The organism is Planctomycetia bacterium (assembly GCA_016795155.1).
Classification (GTDB): Bacteria; Planctomycetota; Planctomycetia; order Gemmatales; family HRBIN36; genus JAEUIE01.
Genome location: JAEUIE010000024.1, coordinates 23,881 through 44,896 on the forward strand (window position 1 = coordinate 23,881; position 21,016 = coordinate 44,896).

The 21,016-nt window shown below is 53.6% G+C and carries 18 protein-coding genes; 11 read left to right on the forward strand and 7 right to left on the reverse strand.

Annotated elements, in window-relative coordinates; translation table 11 throughout:
• Nucleotides 1–28 precede the first annotated feature (28 nt).
• The 9 genes from JNJ77_09940 to JNJ77_09980 all read left to right on the forward strand — a co-directional run bounded on the left by JNJ77_09940 (nt 29) and on the right by JNJ77_09980 (nt 11,753).
• The gene (locus JNJ77_09940) at nt 29–1,309 is read left to right on the forward strand and encodes a VWA domain-containing protein (GenBank protein MBL8822896.1); all 1,281 of its coding nucleotides are present in this window, start codon (nt 29–31) and stop codon (nt 1,307–1,309) included.
• A gap of 146 nt (nt 1,310–1,455) precedes the next feature.
• Nucleotides 1,456–1,986 (forward strand): FHA domain-containing protein, encoded by a 531-nt coding sequence (locus JNJ77_09945; protein ID MBL8822897.1) that lies wholly within the window; start codon nt 1,456–1,458, stop codon nt 1,984–1,986.
• Nucleotides 1,987–1,988: 2 nt separating this feature from the next.
• The gene (locus JNJ77_09950; GenBank protein MBL8822898.1) at nt 1,989–3,419 is read left to right on the forward strand and encodes a protein kinase; all 1,431 of its coding nucleotides are present in this window, start codon (nt 1,989–1,991) and stop codon (nt 3,417–3,419) included.
• Nucleotides 3,420–3,434: 15 nt separating this feature from the next.
• Nucleotides 3,435–5,516, forward strand: a complete 2,082-nt coding sequence (locus JNJ77_09955) for a protein phosphatase 2C domain-containing protein (GenBank protein MBL8822899.1) — start codon at nt 3,435–3,437, stop codon at nt 5,514–5,516.
• 200 nt (nt 5,517–5,716) lie between these two features.
• Nucleotides 5,717–6,595 (forward strand): methylisocitrate lyase, encoded by an 879-nt coding sequence (prpB, locus tag JNJ77_09960; GenBank protein ID MBL8822900.1) that lies wholly within the window; start codon nt 5,717–5,719, stop codon nt 6,593–6,595.
• Between the two features lie 147 nt (nt 6,596–6,742).
• The gene (locus JNJ77_09965; GenBank protein MBL8822901.1) at nt 6,743–7,882 is read left to right on the forward strand and encodes a citrate synthase; all 1,140 of its coding nucleotides are present in this window, start codon (nt 6,743–6,745) and stop codon (nt 7,880–7,882) included.
• A gap of 30 nt (nt 7,883–7,912) precedes the next feature.
• Nucleotides 7,913–10,456 (forward strand): DEAD/DEAH box helicase, encoded by a 2,544-nt coding sequence (locus JNJ77_09970; protein ID MBL8822902.1) that lies wholly within the window; start codon nt 7,913–7,915, stop codon nt 10,454–10,456.
• The gene (locus JNJ77_09975; protein MBL8822903.1) at nt 10,440–11,132 is read left to right on the forward strand and encodes a metallophosphoesterase; all 693 of its coding nucleotides are present in this window, start codon (nt 10,440–10,442) and stop codon (nt 11,130–11,132) included. The genes JNJ77_09970 and JNJ77_09975 overlap by 17 nt, the downstream gene beginning before the upstream one ends.
• A 9-nt stretch (nt 11,133–11,141) precedes the next feature.
• Nucleotides 11,142–11,753 (forward strand): hypothetical protein, encoded by a 612-nt coding sequence (locus JNJ77_09980; protein MBL8822904.1) that lies wholly within the window; start codon nt 11,142–11,144, stop codon nt 11,751–11,753.
• On the opposite strand, the gene JNJ77_09985 is transcribed toward JNJ77_09980, so the two are convergent.
• From JNJ77_09985 to JNJ77_09995, 3 genes are read right to left on the reverse strand one after another with little or no spacing between them, the layout of a single operon-like run.
• The gene (locus tag JNJ77_09985; protein ID MBL8822905.1) at nt 11,754–12,494 is read right to left on the reverse strand and encodes a hypothetical protein; all 741 of its coding nucleotides are present in this window, start codon (nt 12,492–12,494) and stop codon (nt 11,754–11,756) included.
• 2 nt (nt 12,495–12,496) lie between these two features.
• Nucleotides 12,497–13,465, reverse strand: a complete 969-nt coding sequence (locus tag JNJ77_09990) for a hypothetical protein (protein MBL8822906.1) — start codon at nt 13,463–13,465, stop codon at nt 12,497–12,499.
• 13 nt (nt 13,466–13,478) lie between these two features.
• Nucleotides 13,479–14,477 carry an NADPH:quinone reductase gene (locus JNJ77_09995; protein MBL8822907.1) on the reverse strand — a complete coding sequence of 333 codons (999 nt, stop codon included), beginning with the start codon at nt 14,475–14,477 and terminating at the stop codon, nt 13,479–13,481.
• 109 nt (nt 14,478–14,586) lie between these two features.
• Between JNJ77_09995 and JNJ77_10000 the strand changes: the two genes are divergently transcribed.
• On the forward strand, nt 14,587–15,603 hold the full coding sequence (locus JNJ77_10000) for a hypothetical protein (GenBank protein MBL8822908.1): 1,017 nt from the start codon (nt 14,587–14,589) through the stop codon (nt 15,601–15,603).
• A 6-nt stretch (nt 15,604–15,609) separates the two neighbouring features.
• On the opposite strand, the gene JNJ77_10005 is transcribed toward JNJ77_10000, so the two are convergent.
• The 4 genes from JNJ77_10005 to JNJ77_10020 all read right to left on the reverse strand — a co-directional run bounded on the left by JNJ77_10005 (nt 15,610) and on the right by JNJ77_10020 (nt 19,814).
• Nucleotides 15,610–16,029, reverse strand: a complete 420-nt coding sequence (locus JNJ77_10005; GenBank protein ID MBL8822909.1) for a molybdenum cofactor biosynthesis protein MoaE — start codon at nt 16,027–16,029, stop codon at nt 15,610–15,612.
• A 20-nt stretch (nt 16,030–16,049) separates the two neighbouring features.
• The gene (locus tag JNJ77_10010; protein ID MBL8822910.1) at nt 16,050–16,292 is read right to left on the reverse strand and encodes a MoaD/ThiS family protein; all 243 of its coding nucleotides are present in this window, start codon (nt 16,290–16,292) and stop codon (nt 16,050–16,052) included.
• Complete coding sequence (locus tag JNJ77_10015; protein MBL8822911.1) at nt 16,289–19,246, reverse strand: FAD-binding protein; 2,958 nt, start codon at nt 19,244–19,246, stop codon at nt 16,289–16,291. The genes JNJ77_10010 and JNJ77_10015 overlap by 4 nt, the downstream gene beginning before the upstream one ends.
• Before the next feature lie 187 nt (nt 19,247–19,433).
• A complete protein-coding gene (locus tag JNJ77_10020) occupies nt 19,434–19,814 on the reverse strand; it encodes a PDZ domain-containing protein (protein ID MBL8822912.1) in 381 nt (126 codons plus the stop codon).
• 196 nt (nt 19,815–20,010) lie between these two features.
• On the opposite strand from JNJ77_10020, the gene JNJ77_10025 reads away from it, so the two are divergent.
• Nucleotides 20,011–20,769, forward strand: coding sequence for a hypothetical protein (locus JNJ77_10025; GenBank protein MBL8822913.1), 759 nt, complete (start codon nt 20,011–20,013; stop codon nt 20,767–20,769).
• The last annotated feature ends 247 nt before the right edge of the window (nt 20,770–21,016 follow it).

Genomic DNA, 21,016 nt, shown 5'->3' on the forward strand with positions numbered 1-21,016 from the left:
GAGACATTTTCCAAGAAGAGGAATTGCCATGCCTGCCAGGATACATCTAGAACGCATGCTCCATCGCAATAGTGTGGCGGTACGAGGCGATTCCATTGCCAGCTATGCTTTGGTTAAAGTGATCCCTGCGGGGGATGGCAGTGCACCGATGATGCCCGTCAATCTGGCCCTGGTGCTCGATGTTTCAGGAAGCATGTATGAAGAAGATGGAACGGGCATCAGCCGACTGAAACGAGTGCAGCAGGCGGCACTGGAAGCAATCCCCTTGTTGCGTCCTTCCGACACGCTGACCATCGTGGCCTTCGGGCATACTTCTGCGGTAGCATTGCCTCCCACGCCACTCACGCAACTGGCAGCAATCGAAAAGACCATCAACACTATTGACCGGTTTGAAATTGATCCGGGCGGCACGGCCATGGACAAAGGTTTGCAACTGGCACTCGAACAGCTACGCGGCGTCAAAAAAGAGAACACGCTGACACATGTGCTGCTGCTCACCGATGGTGAAACTTCGGGTGAACAGAATTGCCGGGAACTTGCCAAGTCGATGGCAGACAGCAAGGAACAGTTGACGGTGGTAGGAGTAGGCACCGAATGGAATGCATCACTCGTGAAAGACCTGGCGCAACTGAGTGCTGGAAAATGGTATTACGTGGATGAAGCCAGGAAGGATGATACGCAACGGGTCTTCCTGGAGGAGTTTGCCCATCTGCGATCCACGGTCTTCCGCGATGTCAAACTGCACATCAAGCCGATGAAAGATATTCGCGTCAAGCGCTGCCGACTGGTGTTGCCTGAAATTCGTGAACTGACACTCGATGGTTTGGAAGAACGTCATCTGATCGCAAACCTGGGCACGATGGAGCGTGACAAGCCGACACGATATGTGCTGGATTTAAGTCTGCCTCAGCGTCCCGATGGCCAGTATGTCATTGCCCAGATTGAAGTGAGTTATGTCACCTCGGAAGGCCCCGGTACGACAGGCCTAGTGCCATTGCAGATTACTTACAGTCTTGAATCGCCGAGCTATGTAAATGCTGAGGTAGCCAAGCATATCGATGAAGTGCAGATATTTGAACTCTCCAATAATCTTCAATCTGCACTGGAATCTTCCAATACCGATGAAGCCAAGCGACTGGCCCAGGCCATTGAGCGCAAGGCGACTGTGCTGGGGCCACGCGGAGCCAAGAAAACCATGCTGGCAAGGCAGGCCCTGGCCGAACTGGATGGCGGTGGCAAGGTTTCGAAAAAGACCATGCTGGCACTCGATGACAGTGCGCGACTTGCGGAAGAGATGCCAATACCTTAATCTGAGAACTAACAGGACATCTAAAACACCACTGCGGAATTCGCTTCATGATTACATGCCAATATTGTGCTTTCAAGAACGAAGATGGAACCCTGTTCTGCGAGCGCTGCAAATCGGATCTGCAACTTCAACCGGAGGGTAAGAACATGTCAGATGAAACGAGCGTACCTGTCACGGTACCTTTGAATGACATACCCATGGCAGAGCCGCTGACTGACACCAGCAGCTACGAAGCGGTGAAGACCCTCAATGTCGAACAGGCACAGCATCAGATGGAGACCAGCAGTTTCCCGCCGATGCAGGTTGAAGTTACCGATACTATTCCGACTGCTGATCCTGTATCTGCTCCGTCTCTGACCACGCCGAAGCTGATTGTGATTCGCGGTCAGAAACTCAATGTGGAATATCCCATCTACACGGGCGAAAACTACATTGGCCGTACCGATGAAAAGCCGGTCGATGTCGATCTGGAAGATCAGGAATCAACCGAGCGCATCTGGTGTTCCCGCCAGCATGCCCGCATTGTTTCCTCGGAAACCGGACTTAGCATCGAAGACCTGGGCAGCCAGAACGGCACCTTTGTCAATCGAGCCCGTATCTTCCCTGGCCAGGTCAGGCCGCTAGTCAACGGTGATGTCATCCAGGTGGGAACAGTGCAACTGAAACTGAAGATGTAGTTATGCCTATCCTGACGCGGTGCGAGCATTGCCAGAAATTGGCCCGGGTGGCTGACATTTTTGCTCAGCGTCAGGTACGCTGTCCGTTCTGTAAGCAGATATTCACGGCACGAACCACAGAAGATGAACTGCCCACGGCAGTACGTCCGCAAGGCAGTACGCCACAACTTGCCAGTGGCGTGGTTCTGCCTCGCCCGGCTGATTCCTCGCAGCAGCTCACTGCACTCAATGGTTCAAGCTCTTCTATCCCAACAAGCTGTCCAACCTGCAAGATTGCGCTCAAGAATGGCAGTTGTTCGCAGTGTGGCTGGGTGCCACGTACCAATGGCGTATCGATTGATGCGGAAGAGCAGCCACTGATCTGTACCAACCCGGCTTGTGGCACTGCCAATTCCCGTCAGGCTCGGTACTGTGCCCGCTGTCAGGCCATGCTGCCCAGCCCGACTGGAACCGTACTTCATGATCGTTACCGGGTGGATAGACTGCTGGCAATTGGTGGTTTCGGCGGTGTCTACCTCGCTCACGATGTGAAAGCCAACCGGCCTGTTGCCATCAAAGATATGCTGGCAGCAGACCAGGCGGAGTTTGCAACGCGTTTGAACTTTTTCCGCCGCGAGGCAGAAATCCTGAGATTGCTCGAGCATTCGCCTATTGTTCCCAAAGTTTTCGACTTTATTGAAGATGGCCAGTCGGCACATCTGGTTATGGAGTACATCCCAGGCAAAGACCTGCTCAAGATTCTGGAAAGCCAGGGGCATCGTCCGTTTCCGGTTGATCTGGTGATCACCTGGGCCAAGCAGATTTGTGATGTTCTGACTTTGCTCCATTCCCAGCAGCCCAGCATCATTCACCGCGATTTGAAACCTGATAACATCATGTTGCTGGAGGATGGCACCAATATCCGGCTGATTGATTTCGGCACGGCACGGGAACTCGGCAAGACAGCCCGAAGCCGGGTTGCGGCCAAAACCAGGGTGTATACCGAAGGGTACGCTCCGCCGGAACAGGTCATTGGCAAGCCGGAATTACGCAGTGATTTGTTCGCATTAGCGGGGACACTTTACCAGCTTCTCACCGGAAAAGCGCCGGAAGGGCAGTACACAGCACTGGAATTGCGTGATATGCTTATGGCACCGGAAGGGAAAATACCTCCGGAGCAGCGCTGGCTGTACGAAATGATCGCGACTAACCTGGCGGAAGATGCCAACGACCGGTACTTTTCAGCCAGGGAATTCAAGACAGATTTGCAGCGGCGTGCGGTGACCGTGTCTACAGCCTGCCCGGCTTGCAGACATGTCAACAAGGTGCGGGAGCCACATTGTACCCAGTGTGCTGCCCCTTTAACCGAGCCGATGCACGGTTGTGTCACTTGCGGGAAGGTGAATCGCCAGGGATCACGTTTCTGCACGCAATGCGGCGGTCGGCTGCGTTAATCACGAGGATATGCGGTGCCTACTTCCCCACAGAATGATCCTCCTCCCAGCCGGGGTGGCATCTGGAATCGTCTGTGGGCGCCTCGTCTTGAATCAAAGTCTGATGAAAATGCTGTACCGGGTTCCAGTGGTGATGTGGAAATACCCGCAGATGCACTCGCACCCATCTGGGATTCAGCAACGGATACCGCTCACCTGCATCCGGTAGCATCGCCAACGGAAGCTCTGGAACCATCTGAGATTCCCATTCCTTCGATCCCGGTGCCGGTTTGTCCAGCCTGTTCTGCAACACTGGATGAGAAAGCGACCTATTGCCTGGAATGCGGCCTGGTCCTGCCGAAGGAAAAAATGGAACCGCTCCCCGCAGCGATAAGGGTGGAGCCTGCGCCAGACTGGCATGAACGCTACAAGCCAGAACAGCCGCTTCCGAGTCGGCCCAGTGTGCAGCGGTGGCTGGCATTGGCGAGACAGGAAAAAAGTCCGAAGCAGGTTGAAGTTTATTACTCGCTCAAACGCTCCGCTGTGACCGAGCAGGAAATCGCCACTCCGGAAGATGAAATGGTGAACCTGCAGGCACCGCTCAAGCAACTGCATAGTGGCTCAGCTCCGCTGCCTGTTTCCGCTGAATCGCTCCATTGGCCGGGAGCACACTGGCTTCACCAGATGATCCAGAAGTTGCCAGCAGTCATGCCAGCCATTCGGGAGTTTACCGAAGAAGAAGCTGCAGAAATTCTGGTGATTGATCCGCCAGAAGGAACCAATCTTTGGGATGCCTGGGAAAAATCGCCTACCCTGGTAGATCGCTTCCGCTGGCTTGCCGAGATTGCAGAGTTGCTGCAGAAACTACATCAGCATAACGTGGTGATGGAGGCGCTCCGGCCTGAAATGTTTGTCGTCAATGCCGGTGGCCATATCGTGCTTGCCGATTTGACGGAACTGCTGCCTATACCTGTTCCCTCCATAGCACAGATGAAAGGTGCGTTGTCCACTGCGCCGGAACTGGTGCTGGCCCCGGAACTGGCTGATGCCAGCGTGGACTTGTATCCCTTCGGCGCTTTGGTTTACGCCCTGCATCATGGCAGGGAATTGACCGATCTCGATTTTGATGCGTACGGAGTGCCTCGCTCGTTTGTCAGCATCTTTCCCGATGGACATCCCCTCTTTACCCAAGTGGTACTGAAGACGTTTACCCGTTTTGTCGAGCAGCGATACCCAACCCAGGAAGATGACCCTGACCAGACAGGGTTTACAGAACTGATCGCTCAATTGCGGGCAGGTGAACGTTCAGCCCAAGCGTTGCGCTACGATGCAGTAGGCTGGTCTTCCACGGGGCTGGCACGGGCCACAAATGAAGATGCCTTCGCAGTCTTTCATGCCAGTGCTTACGAGCAGGATCGCTGGGGTGACCAGACCATGGTTATCCTGGCTGATGGCATGGGTGGATGCAATGCCGGCGAAGTGGCAAGTGCGATGGCCATCAACACCATACGGCGTGAGCTTTGCAGCAGAGATCCGTGGAAGGTGTTCCACGATCAGGATCCCAGTCTGCCAGTGGTGGTTGAGGAAGAGAAAATTCTCGAGATGATGCACGACGCAATTGAGACCGCGAATTCCACCATTCACACGGCGGCTGAGCAGGGGGATGGTACGCAGATTGGCATGGGCTGCACCTGTGAAGTCGGTTTCCTCATGCAGGGTAGGCTGTACATGGGGCATGTGGGTGACAGTCGAACATACCTCTATCGCGAGGGCGCCATCCGTCAACTGACGCAGGATCAGACACTGGTCAATCGCCTAGTTTCGATGGGTGTTATCAATCAGGAAGAAGCAATCAATCATCCGCGTCGACATGAACTCGATCAGGCCTTGGGTTCATCACATCCGGTGCAGATACAACTCATCAGTGAGCCGTTGGAGGTAGGCGATGCCCTCATTTTCTGTTCGGATGGCTTGACAACGCATGTCAATGATCGTTCCATCAGCGAAGTGCTGCGTAACACAGCATCGGCAGAAGCAGCAGCACGACGACTGGTCAACCTCGCCAATGCCCTGGGTGGCAGTGATAACGTGACGGTGGTAGTAGTGCGGGTGGCGTAAAGTGTTATGCATCGCCTGGTAATACATGAATCATGTAAGCAACTGTATTCCTTGACAATTCTTGGCATCAAGATGGTTAATTTGAATGTGAACCGCCAGGAAGCTCAGTTGCTGCATGGAATCATTCCTGCAGTTCGAACAACCCATGACTCCCAACAGTGTTCAGCTACACTAACTGGGTTGGAAACATGGGAAAACATATGTCGTATATAGCTAACAACCATCCTGGAGCCCTTTTGCGCCAGGCCTGGCAACAGGGCACCGTTCAAATCCCCGGTGTTTACAATCCGCTGGTGGCACGATTGGCTGAACAAGCCGGATTTCAGGCGATCTATCTATCGGGTGCAGCCCTCTCGGCATCGATGGGGTTGCCTGATGTGGGGCTGGTGACTCTTTCAGAGTTTGTCGATTTCGCACGTGGTATCACCACAGCCTGCTCGTTGCCACTCATCTCTGATGCTGATACCGGCTTTGGTGAAGCGCTGAATGTTGAACGAACGGTACAGCAGTTTGAGGCAGCGGGGGTGGCAGGCATTCATCTGGAAGACCAGGTGATGCCTAAACGCTGCGGACATTTATCAGGCAAGAAACTCGTTAGCCTCGAAGAAATGGCAGCGAAGGTACGTGCAGCAGCAGGCAGTCGACGAAATCGAGATTTTGTGATTATCGCCCGCACGGATGCCCGTGGCGTGACTGATATGAAAGACGCCATTCAGCGGGCCATAGCTTACCGGGAAGCTGGTGCCGATGTCATTTTTGTGGAAGCGTTGAAATCGGAAGCAGAGTTTGCAGAGTTTGCCAAGGAAGTACCCGGGCCACTGCTGGCGAACATGACCGAATTTGGTCAGACGCCTCTGATGGAATTGAGCACTCTATCCAGGCTTGGCTATCAATTGGTAATCTACCCGGTGACACTATTGCGGCTGGCATTGCAAAGCACCCGGGTGGCACTGCAAGCCATCAAGCAGGAAGGAACACAGAAAAACCTGATTTCCCAAATGCTCACTCGGCAAGAGCTGTACGATCTGCTAGGCTACACGGGGTATGAAGCACGGGATCGTGCGTATTTTGGAAAGTAGCTACTAGCTATCAGCTGTTAGCTGTCATCTTTGTATGCTATTGATGAATGATGTTGGTTTTGATTGAACATGGTTCGGATGAATGAGAATTGATCATTCGCTGATAGCTGATAGCTGACAGCGAAGAGCTTTGAAAGGATACTCTCCATGAGTGCAACAACCAACCCTGCGAAGGAAACCTATTCACCAGGTCTGGAAGGGGTGATTGCAGGTGAATCAGCTATTTCTACCGTGACCGGTGGCTTGCGTTATCGAGGCTATCCCATTACGGAACTGGCGGATCATTGTTCCTTCGAAGAGGTGGGCTATCTCCTGCTTTACGGCGAGCTGCCGAAAAAGTCAGAGCTGGCTGCATTTCATGCCCGCATTGCCGAGGCCAGACAACTGCCCGATGCCCTGATCAGCCTGTTCAAGGCGATGCCGAAAAATGTTCCTGCGATGGATGCCTGCCGTACTGCCATCAGTGTGCTGGCACATTATGACCCGGAAGTGAATGACAATTCAACTGCTGCTAATCGCCGCAAGGCAGAACGTCTCATGGGGTCGATTCCGCTCGCGGTGGCGGCACATCATCGTATTGTCAATGGACAGGAACCGCTGCAGGCACAGGATGGCTTGCCAATAGCCTCCGAGTTTCTGCGTTTGCTTACTGGCAAGGTGCCCAGCCATGAAGACACCAAGGCATTTGATGTTTCGCTGATTCTCTACGCTGAGCATGAGTATAATGCTTCGACATTTACGTGCCGGGTGGTCTGTTCCACCATGTCCGATCTGCATTCAGCCATCGTTGCGGGGGTTGGTGCACTGAAGGGGCCGCTTCATGGTGGAGCGAATGAAAAAGTGATGGACATTCTGCTGGCTACCGGCGGCCCGGAGAATGCGGAGAAGTGGACCTACGATGCCCTGGCACGCAAGGAACGGATCATGGGTTTTGGCCATCGGGTTTATAAGACGGGCGATGTGCGGGCAGCGTATCTGAAGAAATATGCCCAGGAAGCAGCCAAGCGGGCAGGCACCGAGAAGTGGGAAGAAACTGCCGAGATCATGGAAACGATCATGGCGAAAGAGAAGAACATGTTCCCTAATCTCGATTGGCCCGCTGGCCGCTTGTATCACGCCATGAACCTGGCAGTGCCACTCTACACGCCGATATTCGTCATGAGCCGTACCACCGGCTGGAGCGCACACTTCATTGAGCAGGCTGAGAACAATCGCCTGATTCGGCCACGTGGCTTGTACACCGGGCCGGATGTTCGCAAGGTGGTGGCGCTGGATCAGCGGGGGTAGGCAGGAAAATTCGTTTCTGCAGGATGCAATATGCTTCAACCTACGGTAAATCTGGTTGGCTTGCAGCCATTGCAGACGATATTGCTTTCCTGGTGGCAGGCACGTTTTCCCCAAGGCCCCACTGCCTGCCAGAAACTGGCCTGGCCTGCAATCTTCAATGGTCAGAACCTGTTGCTCACTGCGCCCACAGGCACAGGTAAAACCCTGGCCGCGTTGATTCCCATTTATCAGGAACTTATCAATCGACCGCATCGCGATAATCGCGGCATTGCCTGCCTGTATATTGCTCCACTTAAAGCATTGAGCAACGATTTGCATGTTCGGCTACAGGATGATGCTGAAACACTGGCTCGATATGGCACTCTTCGCATGACTGTCGGCCTGCGTACCGGAGATGTCAGCACCGCTGCTCGTCGCCAACTGCTCGATGATCCGCCTGATATCCTCCTCACCACGCCGGAGAGCCTGTCGCTGATGCTGGTACATCCGGAATCTGCCAGGGTGCTGCAGGATGTTCGCTGGGTGATTGTAGATGAAGTACATGCTTTGGCGTGCAACAAGCGAGGTTCAGATTTATCCATTTCACTCGAACGGCTTGATCATCTGACTGCCAAACCAGCTCAGCGCATTGGTTTGTCAGCAACCTGTCATCCGCTCCAGAAAGTAGCGCGCTGGCTGGGTGGTTCAAAGCACGAGGTGGTGATTCGCAGTGTTCAAGATCAGATTCGCTGGCGACTCGATATCGTTGACTTAACCCAGGCTATGCTGGAACAGTCGTTCCTCCCTTCGCTGCAGCAGCGGTTGCAGCATCTGATTGAAAAACATCGAACCGTGCTGGTTTTTACCAATGTCCGCAGCCTGGCGGAACGCCTTGGCTGGTCGCTGAAAAGACGGCTGCCTCACTTGGCCGAACAGATCGGCGTACATCACGGATCGATTGCTCGCCAGGAGCGGCATGAAGTTGAACGGAAGCTGCAACGTGGTGAATTGCGGGTTGTGCTCAGCAGCACCAGTCTGGAACTAGGAATTGACATCGGCTGCATCGATCATGTGGCATTCGTCCATGCACCCGGTGGCGCGGGCCGGTTGCTGCAACGCGTGGGGCGAGGCAATCATCGACCGGGATGCATCAAAACGGGCACACTTTTCGTCGGATCAGCCATCGAACTGCTGGAAGCGGTTGCCACCCGGGCAGCGGCAGAAGATGGTTTCCTCGAACCTCTACACATTCCAGCCGTGCCTTTGGATGTACTGTGCCAGCAACTGGTGGCGATGGCGGTGGTCAAGGACTATTCTGTCAGGCAGGCTTATGATCTGATCAGACGAGCTGCATGCTTTGAGCATCTGGAACTCATCGATTTTGTCCGCTGCCTGGAATATCTTTCCGGTGGCAACGCCCAGTTGAATATTCCGCCTCGCATCAGAATCAGGGATCATCGCCTGCTGGCTGGCTCTGGCATCATCCCCAGGCTGTACCGCACCAATGCAGGCACCATCAACGATGAGCCACATCGGCAGGTGTACTTGGAACAGCCCAAAAGCGATGAGCCGGCACGTTCACTTGGTTCGGTGCCGAACCACTTTGCAGACCGTCTGCTGGCGGGAGATCGGTTTTTGCTAAGCGGTAAGGTGTATGAGCTTTGTCGTCACGAACGGACCAGCGTGGTGGTGAAGGAGAGCGGTGGCCTGCCTGCGTTTACTCGCTGGCAGGGGGGGATTATGAACATGCCTCCGATTCTCGCGGAACGGTTCTGGACGTTGCGGGCCAGAATAGGCGATGCATTGATTGATTCCCCCGAACATGCCCGGCAGATTCTGCAGGAAGAATATCAGTTACCCGATGATGTGACAGAGCCGCTTATCGAGTGGATGAATAAACAAATTCAAGTCAGTGAAGTGCCTGATTCCGGTTTGCTGGTGGAAGCAGCGGCATCACCTGATGGTGAGCATGTGTCGTACAGTTTTCATGTGCCCTTGCCCGCTGCAGCTTGCGAAGGACTTGCCAGGGTGTTGAGTTGGCGAATCTGTGCGGGAACGCAGTATCCGATGGAGCCTGGCCCGCTTGGGTTCCTAATGACGCTGCCTGCTGATGTTGAAATTACACCTGGTCGATTGCGTATCTTGCTGTCGCCTGAAGGATATGACATTGATCTGCAGCGGGTATTGGCAGGCAGTCCGGTGCTTGCCCGGCGATTCATAGAAACAGCACACAACGGTTTGATGCTTTTGCGTAAGCCGTTGCGAGGCAAGCATCGCCGGGTCGGCGGTACTTCATGGGCAGGCGATAAACTGATGAACTGGCTGCGTTTCGCCAACCACGACTTCCCACTACTTCACCAGGCGCAACGGGAAGCAGCGGAAGATTATTTTCAGTCAGAAGCGACGCAGGCTTTCCTGGAACGGTTGCAACTGGATGAGATTCGGTTACGATGGTTGTCGGAGCCTTCGCCCTTTGCAGCAGAGTGGTGGCCGCAAAGCAGTGTAGCTCCAAAGAACTCGGTGAGCAGCCTGGACCAGATGCTGCTTGCACTGGGAACCACACAGCAGGAGGCAAATCATGTGGTATCAGGATGATTGGCTCTTTACCGCTGAACGGGTTATTATTCATCAGCCTACTTCCACTGCGGTGCTGGCTGATATGCACTTGGGCTATGTCGCTGCCCGGCGTGGTGATGGCGAAGCGGTGCCCCACTTTGGAGAAACTGAGCGGCTTGACTATCTGGTGCGCATTCTGCAGCACTGGAAGGTAAAGCAGGTAGTGGTGGCAGGCGACTTGGTGGAATCGGCCCGGCATGGCTACGAGGTGGCAAGCAACTGGGTGGCTGAACTGACCAGTCTGCAGATGGCCATACATCTGGTGCCCGGCAACCATGATCAGGGGCTGGGTGACATTGAAGGTCTGCAACTGCATCCTGAAGGTTTCACTTTGGGAGAGTGGATTGTCTTGCACGATGCAGAGCTAGAAGATGAGCGGCGGATTGTTCTGGGACATGTTCATCCGAGCTTGCGCTGTGCTACACTGCCTGGTGAAGCTCCCTGTTATCTCTACACGGAGAATCGTTTGTTGCTTCCTGCCTGGTGCGAGCACGCAGCGGGAGTGAGCGTACTCGGCAAAACGGATTGGCATCAGGCGGAGTGTTACGGCATCGTGGGAACTCAGGTAATTCACTTGGGTCTGGTGGAGAAGCTATCCAAGCAATTACGAAGGCGACCTAGACCCTTTCGTATCGGCTTTGGATTGACTACTTAGAGGCATCGCATGGCAGACTGGCTGACCACTCTGGAGTCGTTTGTCACTTCACCTGAAGGTCGCTGGGCTGTCATTGGGTTAGTGGTCATCCTGGTATTTCTGCTGATACTACAGAAATGTTTGAAGTACTGGAATCGCTCCCAAAGAAACATTGCCGATTCTGCCTTGCTGGAAGACCTGGCAACTTATGCACCAGCTCCTCCAATGCCAGCAGATGCCAAGCCATTGGTCCTCTATGGTTTGCCGGTCCGAATCAGGTTGATGGTATTTGGGCCATTGGGGCATGAGGCAGGAACCATAGAGCCTGATGAGGTGGCATCCATCGTTGATCGAATTGTTCCTGGCATGTATGCCAGAGTGATGCAGGATGCTACCCGCATTCGATTGTGGCCGACACAGCTAAGTTATTCGGGGTTTATCGCGTCCTTTCGCAGACTGTCACAATTGCCTTTCGATGCAAATCGCCAGCAGCGCTGGGTGCTGGTGATGGGGAAAGTAATTCGCAACGGCGCACCCATTGCAGTGGGCTTGGCGTTACAATCGACTGAGCCGCACACACTGGGGCCAGTCATGCTGCAGCATGCACACCAGTGGATGGAAGTGATGCGGTTTGGATCCTGATCATACCACAGTGAGTGTGCGCCCTCGTGCAGAATAATAAAGAGCCTGGTAGCGTTTCCAGTCGATAAGTTTTGTCGTTTTCCAGTGTGCCAATGGATAGCCTGCGTTGCCGTTGAGCTGCAACAGGTTTCCCAGTGCAGTCAACCGCTCTTCTTCGTCAATCATGTCTTCTTCCTTCAGCAGTTCACCTGCTTCATCGAGTTGCTTCGCATCGAAAGCCTGCCACCAGCCGGCGTGTAACATTTTCTGCAGTTGCTCTATTGTGACATTGCGTGGCAGGAGCGGTGTAAATGCCTTGGGCTGATGACGCTGATTCAGCACGTCTTTATCATCGAGACGATGATCTGCCAGGTGCTGCGGGTTGCTGCAGTAACCATCGCGAGGCGTGCCACGGTAATCGAGGTTGTAAAAGAGCACATCGCCATCATGAAGGAGCAAGGCCAGGGAGTGGGTCTGCAACTGCTGGCTCAAGCGATTGGCCACATCTGCCAGGAAGGGAGTATCTTCTCGATCAGCAAAGGGTTGAATGAGCGTTGTCCAGTTGCCTTGCCTCGGGCCTAGCAGATAGCAGAGGTAACCAACGCCTTTATCTAAGTGAGATAGCATCACTCCGGGGCCATCAGGTGGTATGGGGTCGGAGTGGGTGTACTTGAATTTCCATTCAGCCAGCACTGTCGAAAGTGCCTTGGCTGCGGCTTTCTGTTCCACGCGATGTAGATGGATGAGCGCAACGCTGGACATGGTTACCCGACTTCTGATGAAAGAGCAGCATGATAGAGTGCCGGTACCGTTAACCGATGATCCCCCTGAATGTAATAGCTTTCGCCACCATCAGCGACTGTGCGAACCAGAATGGTTTTCCAGGGCCGATAATAATAACGGGGGTCAGTCTTGGGTGCTTCGTGCGTCAAATCACCATCGAGCGGTATCAGATCGAACGCTGCAGTAGTGAAATGGCAAATCTGTCTGCCTAGCTGGTGGGCAAGATTGCGAGCCATCGTCAGCGCTTTCAGATAGACTTCCGGACCCATGACAGCGGTTCCGAAGTTCAACATGATGCCACCTTCGAGCGACTGGCATGCATGAGCAAAGGTAAGGAAATCGCGATAGCTGGTGGCACCCAGGGCTGCGCCATCGCAATTGGGGTGTTCGTGGATGATGTCATACCCCACGCCTACGTGAACCGTCACTGGGACGTTTAACCGCGCTGCTGCGGCGAGCACGCTGATATCCTTATGGGGAAAATTACCTTCGAGAATAGTGCGTCCGATTGCCTCGCCGAGCCCCAGACCCTGTTGATGGCCCATGACGATGGCATCATTGATGCGGCCAGTTTCTGACCAGAGTCCAAATTCGCCGGTTCGCACATACTTGGCCACGCTTTCGGTGGTTGCACCAATTAATGCAAATTCCCAGTCATGAATCGGCCCGGCGCCGTTCATAGCGATGTGTGTAATCAGCTTTTGTTCCATCAAGTCAATGAGGTAGCGGCTCACGCCAGCTCGGAGCACATGGGCGCCCATCATCAGAATGGAGGATGCGCCTCTGGCCTTGGCCTGCCGCATGCGCTCGCCCAGTTTGGGCAACGCATCATGCTGAAAGCTGCTGCGGGGATGAAACAGTGGCAGAATCTGCGACAGGTTCAGGTCGTGCTGACGCTGAGCCAGTGGCTGTATCTTTAGCTGTGAACGGTCAAGAATGGGATAAGGCATAATGCTATGAACTTCAGGAAACCTGTATGACCACTTTGCCAGTCAGCGTGCCGGCGCCATGGAGTGTATTTTCTTCGAGCAACTGATGGGCTGCTGCGGTTTGATCGAGCGGAAACGTTTTGCCGATGCAGGCTTTCAGCTTGCCGGTTTTCATCCATTGGTTCATCTCGGTAGCGCAGACACGCTGTTCATCGGGAGTAGCGTTGAACATGGCGAAGCCTCGGATGCTGAGATCACGCACGTAAAAGATGCCGAAGGGCAGGGCAGGGCGGGCAGCCCGGCCAGCGATGACGACAACTCTGCCCCGTATTTTCATGAGCGGCAATATCATTTCAAAGTTGGGATCACGCTGCGTTTCATACCAGAGATCAACGCCCTGGTTGTTGGTGAAATCCTTGATAGCCTTGGCAAGGTCATCCGTCTTGTAGTTCAAAACCAGGTCAGCTCCCCACGATTTGCACAGTTCCATCTTGGCCGAGTTTCCCGTGGTGGTGATAACTTTGCTGCCATGTGCCTTGGCCATCTGAATGACCATGGATCCAACGCCGCCGGTGCCACCATGAACAAATACCGTTTCGCCAGGTTGCAGTTGACCGGTGCGGAAAAGGCCCAGATGAGCAGTGATGCCTGTCAGGGCACAGGCTGCAGCATCGGCAGGCGAAACTGTTTCGGGCAATGGATAGGCCCAGTCTTCATTGAGAGATGCCAGTTCCGCAGCGGTTCCCTGGCGACCCATCATGCCCTGATTGCTGCCCCAGACTTTGTCCCCGATGCGAAAGCGGGTTACCTTGCTGCCAACCGCTTTCACTGTTCCTGCGAAATCGGCGTGGGGAATAAACGGGTTGGGCAGCGTGGCGTTGATGGTGCCTGCCCGGATGTACAAATCTATCGGGTTCAATGCGGAATGACTGATCTGTACGAGAATATCGTTAGGTTGCACCAGCGGTTCTGGCAGATCACTGATCTTGATGACCTCGGGCGGGCCAGTATGGGTATAAGCTGCAGCACGCATGTAGGTATCCAGTTGGCGAAGATAAATCTGTCGTATCTCTACATCTTATCAAGCTGGAGCTTAACAGCAGGGGATGCACTTGCTATCAATGGAGTAACCGAATGGACTCATGCCAATGACGGAACCAGACATCCAGCCAATTTCAGTAGAACCATCGGCGTCTGGTGAAGCCAATGCATCAGAACCAAACCATGCCGTGGTAAGTGAGCAGTCTCCAGAAACTACTCCTGCAGCTCCAACGGAAATGGCATTGAATACAGCATGGCCTGAGACCAGTCCTCGCCTGCGCCCTGATATATCGACTTCGCCCAGGAAATTGCCCGCCTCTCTTTGGCTGCTGGCGTTGCTGATACCCTATGCTGTCGTAGCCACCATTGCCGTGGTTTACTTACTGCAACAGCAGCAGCGCAGCCGCACGCCACATATTCTCGAAAGCATTCCCGATCAGGGGTTGTATGAAGACTTTTTTGAAGGCAGACAACGAGTGGTGATGCCGCCACTCAAGCAGGCGAAAGATGTGACGGGTAATCAGAAGGTCATTTCGCCGACGGAATCTCTTGGCAAGGAATTGCCGCCGTTAAAACTGGGCGAAACACGAACGGTTGGTTCATTAAGTGTTCAGCCGGTCGCGGTCAAAGTGATTGATGCCAGCTTTGCTTTTCGTGATGGCCAAAAGGATGTACCATTAGGCAAAGCATTGCAACTGGAACTGCGAGTGAAAAATACGGGCAAGCTGATTTTTCATCCCGATGATGTGACATTCAACCGCACTGGTGGGCAGGAAGGTAAACCGGTTTACACTTTTCTGGAATGGGGCAAGGAACGATTCTATGGCCCGGTGACTGATCCTGCACTGGAGCAGTTGAACCAGTCATCATGCCCGGCATTGCTACCGGGTGAAGAGGGAACCATATTGGTCACTGCCTGGGCCAATCAGGATCAGAAGAAACAGGCAGTGGATGCGATTAAGGAAGGGCAGTCAGGTATCTGGCGCGTGCATCTGCGGCAGGGCAAAGAAGATATCCTGCTTACCAACAACCGCAAGCGAAGCGTCTGGGTGACTACTGTTGTGCCTGTGCAAATACAAGCGAGCGATATTAAGTCTGATGCGAGTGAGAAGAAATGAAGTTGATTATTGGCCCAATTCAGGGTGAATCCACGTGGTTTTCCCGTCGTTTGCATGATCCTGTTTCCAGATCGGAACTATTTCTTTCAAGCGATCAATCGCAAACCGGCAAGATGCAAACGCAGCATCCCGATGACCGGCGCTGATGACCACTGCGACACTGATTTCACCGAGTTCCAAATACCCGGTGCGATGCACCAGGATCACCTCGTGTACTGGCCATTGCTGGCGGGTTTCCTGTTCTACCTGGGAAAGCAGTTGTGGAGCCATCACTGGATGAGCTTCGTAAGTCAATGCTGCCGTTTGCTCGGCACCGGTAAATTCACGTACAGTACCGAGAAATAAGCAGACAGCGCCGCTGGCATGCGAGCGCACTGCTTCGGTCAGTGCATGATAATCGATAGGTTCAGATTGGATGCGGATCATGTGGGTATCTTATAATGTTGTCAGCCACCACTCACGGGTGGCAGCAATGCAACTTCTGCCTGGTCGGGTATCAGGAAAGAATCGGGTACGATCTGGTTATTGACAGCAAGTGTTGATCGCTGGAGCAGAACATCGATGGTTGGCCAGCGCTGCGTCAACTGGCTTCGTAACTGTCCTGCAGAAAGCCCTTTCTCCCATCGCCAGTCAATCTGAGATACCTTGGCTTGTTCACGCAATCCTGCAAAGAAATGTACCTGAATCAATGAGGGTTTCCTTGTTTCAGTCTTTCCTGAAGTTGTGGCATTACACCGTATGCCAGTGCCAGCCATTGTACGGGATGCATGACCGTTTTGTTGCCTGCATGTTCCATCTGCAAGCGACAGGAACTGCATTCACTCGAACCAAAATGGAGATCATCCTGAGCGAATCGGCTGAGCATCGGTTTGCCTGCTTTCAGTGATGACTGGTAATTTGCCTGCTGCAATCCATACACGCCAGCCATACCTGAACAACTGACATCGAGTGTCTTGATACGGTAGTTGGCAGCGCTGGTGAGCAGATCGGGGCCGAAGATACCTTGCTGCAAGGCTTTCACATGACAGGGTACATGGTGGCCCAGAGTAATTGCAGGCGTGTTGCTCGGTATCGCAGGCAGTCGGCCTTGCTCCTGCAATTGACTAAGGTAGCTCATTAATTCCACAGTATGTCGAGCAATCTGTGCGGCACCTGGATCATCCACCAGGGCAAGGTAATCCTGCTGGAACATCAGTGCGGTGGTGGGTTCACTGCAGAGAATGGTGAAACCTTCACGAGTCAGCGGTTCCAGCGTATTGATGTTGCGTTTGGCCAACCGCTTGGCGCGTTCGACATGTCCAACCGAAAGTGATGCGGCACCGCTTTGCAGAGCTTCCGGTGGTACGAACACCTGCACATTCGCCAGTTGCAACACACGTACCGTGGCTTCAGCAATATCAGGATCGAAGTACTGGGCATAGGTATCAGCAAAATAAAGAACACGCGGTCGATCCGTTGCGACTGGTTTCTCTGTCCAGCCGAATCTTTTAGCTCGTTTTGCAAAGATATCAGAATGCAGAGCAGGCAGCCGTCGATGCCGAGTGATGCCAAAGCATTTTTCGATAACCCAACGGGTGGCTCTGTTTCGAAGCAGGCGATTCACGAGCCAGGCACCCCGACTGCCCCATCGAGCCCAGGTGTCAATGTGTGATACAGTCCAGTCACGCCATCGCAACCCCTGTTCCCTGGCAAACTGTGCTTTAGCTTCCAGCATGAGTTGCGGGATAGCAACACGCGATGGACACTCGATCGCACACATCTTGCAGTTAACGCAAAGGTCTGCAACCTCACGCAACTCTTCTGAACCCAGGGTGAGCGACTTGTCGGGGTGCTGCAACATATCACGCAGAAGATTTGCCTTGGCTCGTGGGCTGGCAGCTTCGGTTTTCTGGGAATGGTAAATCGGGCACATGCGGGTTTCGCTCACCGTCGTTCGACAGGCACCGCAACCGTGGCAGGCCTCTGCTGATGCAAGTGGCGATTGCCCTGCCCAATGCATTTCCCATTCGATGATCGGCAACGTAAATGCTCCATCTTTTTTGGAGACAGCATTTTCTTCCTTGCTGGTAGCTGGTGTTGGTGCAGCCAGGGTGCGGAACACTTCGTATGGCGATTCAGAACCGCCCAGTATTTTTCCACGGTTGTAAATGCCTGTTGGATCAAACAGAGTTTTTACTTGCCTGAACAATTCCGTGAGCGGGCCAACCTGTTGCGCCATCCAGGGAGTGCGTGCCAGCCCCACTCCATGCTGTGCACTAATCGTTCCACCAACACGGAAAACCTCGGCATACACATCATGGGTGAAAGATTTCAGCCGATCAATGTCTGCGGAATCGTGGAGATCGTACAACGGCCTGATGTGAACGATGCCCGCACCTGCATGGCACAAAATGCTTGCAGTCGTTTCGTGCCTGGGCAACAGTTTCTGTACATGATCGAGAAAACCGGTGAGTGCATCGGTAGGCACCGCAATATCTTCGAGGAATGCAACCGGCATGCGCCGGGCATTGGCATAGAGTGCGGGCAACGCCAGGCTGCGGAACGACCAGAGGTGCTGGGCTTCCGCAGGTTCCAGGGCCAGTCGCTCGACAATTGGATGTGCCTGTTGCCTGAGAAGTGCTGTCCCTTTTTCGATCATCGGCAGAACGGTCCCGTTCTCCATGCCCTCCCATTCAATCAGCAGGGCAGACTGCATGCTGGGGCTGAGCCAGCGTTTGAACACCGGATCGGCTTCGCAGGCCATGGTGATAAGGCGTCTATCCAGCATTTCGATGGCTGCCGGTCCACTTTCCATGAGGTAAGGGACTGCTTCGGTTGCCTGTTGCATTGAAGTAAACCCTAGCAGCAGCACAGCCCGTTCCACTGGCAAAGGCACCGTTCGTAGGGTAGCTTCCGTGATAAAACCCAGTGTGCCTTCGGAACCGATCATCACTTTCTGCAACTGGATCAGCTTGTCCCGCTCCAGATCGTGTAGCAGATAACCAGCGCGATGAAATGGCGTTTTGGGCAGACACGTTTGAATGAGGTCACGATTCTTGTCGATGAGTTGATGCAGCACCTGCGCCAGTTGCGACTCCGCAGTAATGGGCAGGCGGGGTAAGTGCGTATGCGGCAACAAGGTGACTGATTGGCCGGTGCCTATGATGGCTTGAATCGATTCGACATATTGCCTCAGGTAGCCATACTTCATGACGCGAGAGCCGGAAGCATTGGTAGCCAGCATGCCACCCATCGTGCACGATGATTCACTGGCAGAATCGATGGCAAGCCTGCGACCGATGGGCAGGAGAGCCTGATTCACCTTGCTCGCCACTACTCCAGGCTGAACACGAACCGTTTCAGGACCGATTTCCAGAATCTTCTGAAAATGCTGTGTCAGATCGACAACCAGTTCGCTGGTGAGGCTTTCCCCTGCCAGGCCTGTCCCACCACCGCGAGGCGTGAGACCGAGTTTCTTCTCGTTAGCATATTTCACCAGTGCCAGCAGGTCTTCCTGATCCAGCGGTGTGGCAACTCCTAGAGGCAAAACGCGAAACAGACTGGCATCAGTCGCAAACATCCGCCGCGTCGCTTCATCAAATTGAAGCGAACCGCGAAAGTGGTTGCGCAATTCTTCACGAATGGTTTTGGGGGATAACGACACACGGATCGCCTGAAGGAGAGTGTTCCCTCCAGCTTAACGAGTATCAGCCTGAAATCCAAACAGTGAACTGTGGAAACAGGTGTGAAAAAGGTCTGAAACTACAGACAAGCTGGAGAAACCTCCAGCTTGTACCGGTTTTACTCCCCTCTCCCCTTGGCGGGAGAGGGAGTTGGGGGTGAATCGGGCTTTAGTACGAATATGCCGAGAGCGTTACGCCGATGTGTCCGTTGGTAGGGTAAACCCTCACGTCGCGGATGCGTCCAGAGCGGGCATCGCGAACGGTCAACACCCCCCGCATACCCGTGCGGTGCAAGGCCTCGTGCAGTTGTTCCGGATGCCTGACATCGCGGCCATCCACTTCGAGAATGATGTCGCCTCGTTCCAACCCTGCATAGAAAGCTGGTGATCGCCAGGCAACTGAGTTGATTCGCAAGCCATGTCGTTGATGGATATGACGATAGCCTGAATGCCAGCCATGGCGATAAGGTGGATCGAATGCCTGTGAAGCACTTGGAATGGCAAAGGTACACAGGGAAGCAAGAGCAAGAGATAAAAGTCGCAGTTTCATGGGCAACTCCTTGGTATGAACGCATCCGTCGCTGGATGCACCCCAGAGACGATCACATCCGGAGAGGTTGCGCGGATTTCATGGGATTATCATCAAAAACAAAAAATGTCATGGAGCGGTGTGGTTTGACATGAGCTACGCCTTCGGGTAGTGTTCATCCATGTCAATCTGATGAATGCTTATAGGGTCAAGACTTATGTCTCATCTGGCAATGATAGCTGGTGTGCTGTTGAGTCTGTTTTCTGGTGCATGTGCATTTGCCCAAACGGTCGTTGTGCCGCCTTCACGTGCCAATAGTGAAGGCAATACAGGACTTCAATACACCACTACAGGTGGTTCCATATTCCAACAACTGTACGGCTCCTCGTTGCTCAGTGGCTTTCCCATTGGCAGTCAAATCACAGCCATGCAGGTTCGCCTGAATGGCGGAGACCCGTCTGGTCCTTCCGAAGTTCTCAGCACTCCGAACTTTGACATTTACCTGGGACCGTCGAATTTCACTGTTGGATCGTTAAGTTCTAGCGTAGCAGCCAATCAGGGTCCAGGCACGGTGCAGGTGCGCAATGGACCACTGTCATTCGGCATCAACAGTTACCCAGGTGGTGCGACACCGAATGCGTTTGGCCCGGTCATCAACTTTTCGACGCCTTACATCTATACCGGCGGCGACCTGTTGATGACAATCACTTGGAGTCACGCACAGGCCTTCACCTTTATCCGATGGGACTTTGACAATGCCATCGTAGGCGCTCAGTACAGGGAGAATGGCTTTTATAACGATCCAGTCGTTCCAAATAATGTCACCAATGGCGCGTTAATTGTGCAATTCCAGTATGCTGCAGTCCCTGAACCAACCACGCTGGCATTCACCGGTTGTGCAAAATTGGTTGCAGGTGCATGGTACTATCGTAGGCGACAGAACCGCTTGGCAATTCTCGACCAGCTTTCAGAGTAGCAGATATGCCCGTGGATGGATTGGTAAATCATACTGATCGATGGCAGTGCTGTTGAAAATGACACTTTGCAAGAAGGTGATGCTTATGTCTCGAACGGCAATTATTACTAGAGCATTTTCAGTTCCATTCTTGCGGCGCATATCCTGCATGTCGGAGGTAGTTGGCGCATTCATTAGGCGAGAACCAGTCGAGGCACTGGCCGCAGAGTTGATCACATGCTTCCTTGGTGCGTGGCTTGCGTTTGCG

Coding starts and splice junctions, on each gene's coding strand:
- JNJ77_10005 (MBL8822909.1), bottom strand. CDS start 16,029: ATGATCCGCATCCAATCTGAACCTATCGATTATCATGCACTGACCGAA.
- JNJ77_09975 (MBL8822903.1), top strand. CDS start 10,440: ATGTGGTATCAGGATGATTGGCTCTTTACCGCTGAACGGGTTATTATT.
- JNJ77_09970 (MBL8822902.1), top strand. CDS start 7,913: ATGCTTCAACCTACGGTAAATCTGGTTGGCTTGCAGCCATTGCAGACG.
- JNJ77_09950 (MBL8822898.1), top strand. CDS start 1,989: ATGCCTATCCTGACGCGGTGCGAGCATTGCCAGAAATTGGCCCGGGTG.
- JNJ77_10020 (MBL8822912.1), bottom strand. CDS start 19,814: ATGAAACTGCGACTTTTATCTCTTGCTCTTGCTTCCCTGTGTACCTTT.
- prpB (MBL8822900.1), top strand. CDS start 5,717: ATGTCGTATATAGCTAACAACCATCCTGGAGCCCTTTTGCGCCAGGCC.
- JNJ77_10025 (MBL8822913.1), top strand. CDS start 20,011: ATGTCTCATCTGGCAATGATAGCTGGTGTGCTGTTGAGTCTGTTTTCT.
- JNJ77_09965 (MBL8822901.1), top strand. CDS start 6,743: ATGAGTGCAACAACCAACCCTGCGAAGGAAACCTATTCACCAGGTCTG.
- JNJ77_09985 (MBL8822905.1), bottom strand. CDS start 12,494: ATGTCCAGCGTTGCGCTCATCCATCTACATCGCGTGGAACAGAAAGCC.
- JNJ77_09995 (MBL8822907.1), bottom strand. CDS start 14,477: ATGCGTGCTGCAGCTTATACCCATACTGGCCCGCCCGAGGTCATCAAG.
- JNJ77_09940 (MBL8822896.1), top strand. CDS start 29: ATGCCTGCCAGGATACATCTAGAACGCATGCTCCATCGCAATAGTGTG.
- JNJ77_09990 (MBL8822906.1), bottom strand. CDS start 13,465: ATGCCTTATCCCATTCTTGACCGTTCACAGCTAAAGATACAGCCACTG.
- JNJ77_09945 (MBL8822897.1), top strand. CDS start 1,456: ATGTCAGATGAAACGAGCGTACCTGTCACGGTACCTTTGAATGACATA.
- JNJ77_09980 (MBL8822904.1), top strand. CDS start 11,142: ATGGCAGACTGGCTGACCACTCTGGAGTCGTTTGTCACTTCACCTGAA.
- JNJ77_10000 (MBL8822908.1), top strand. CDS start 14,587: ATGCCAATGACGGAACCAGACATCCAGCCAATTTCAGTAGAACCATCG.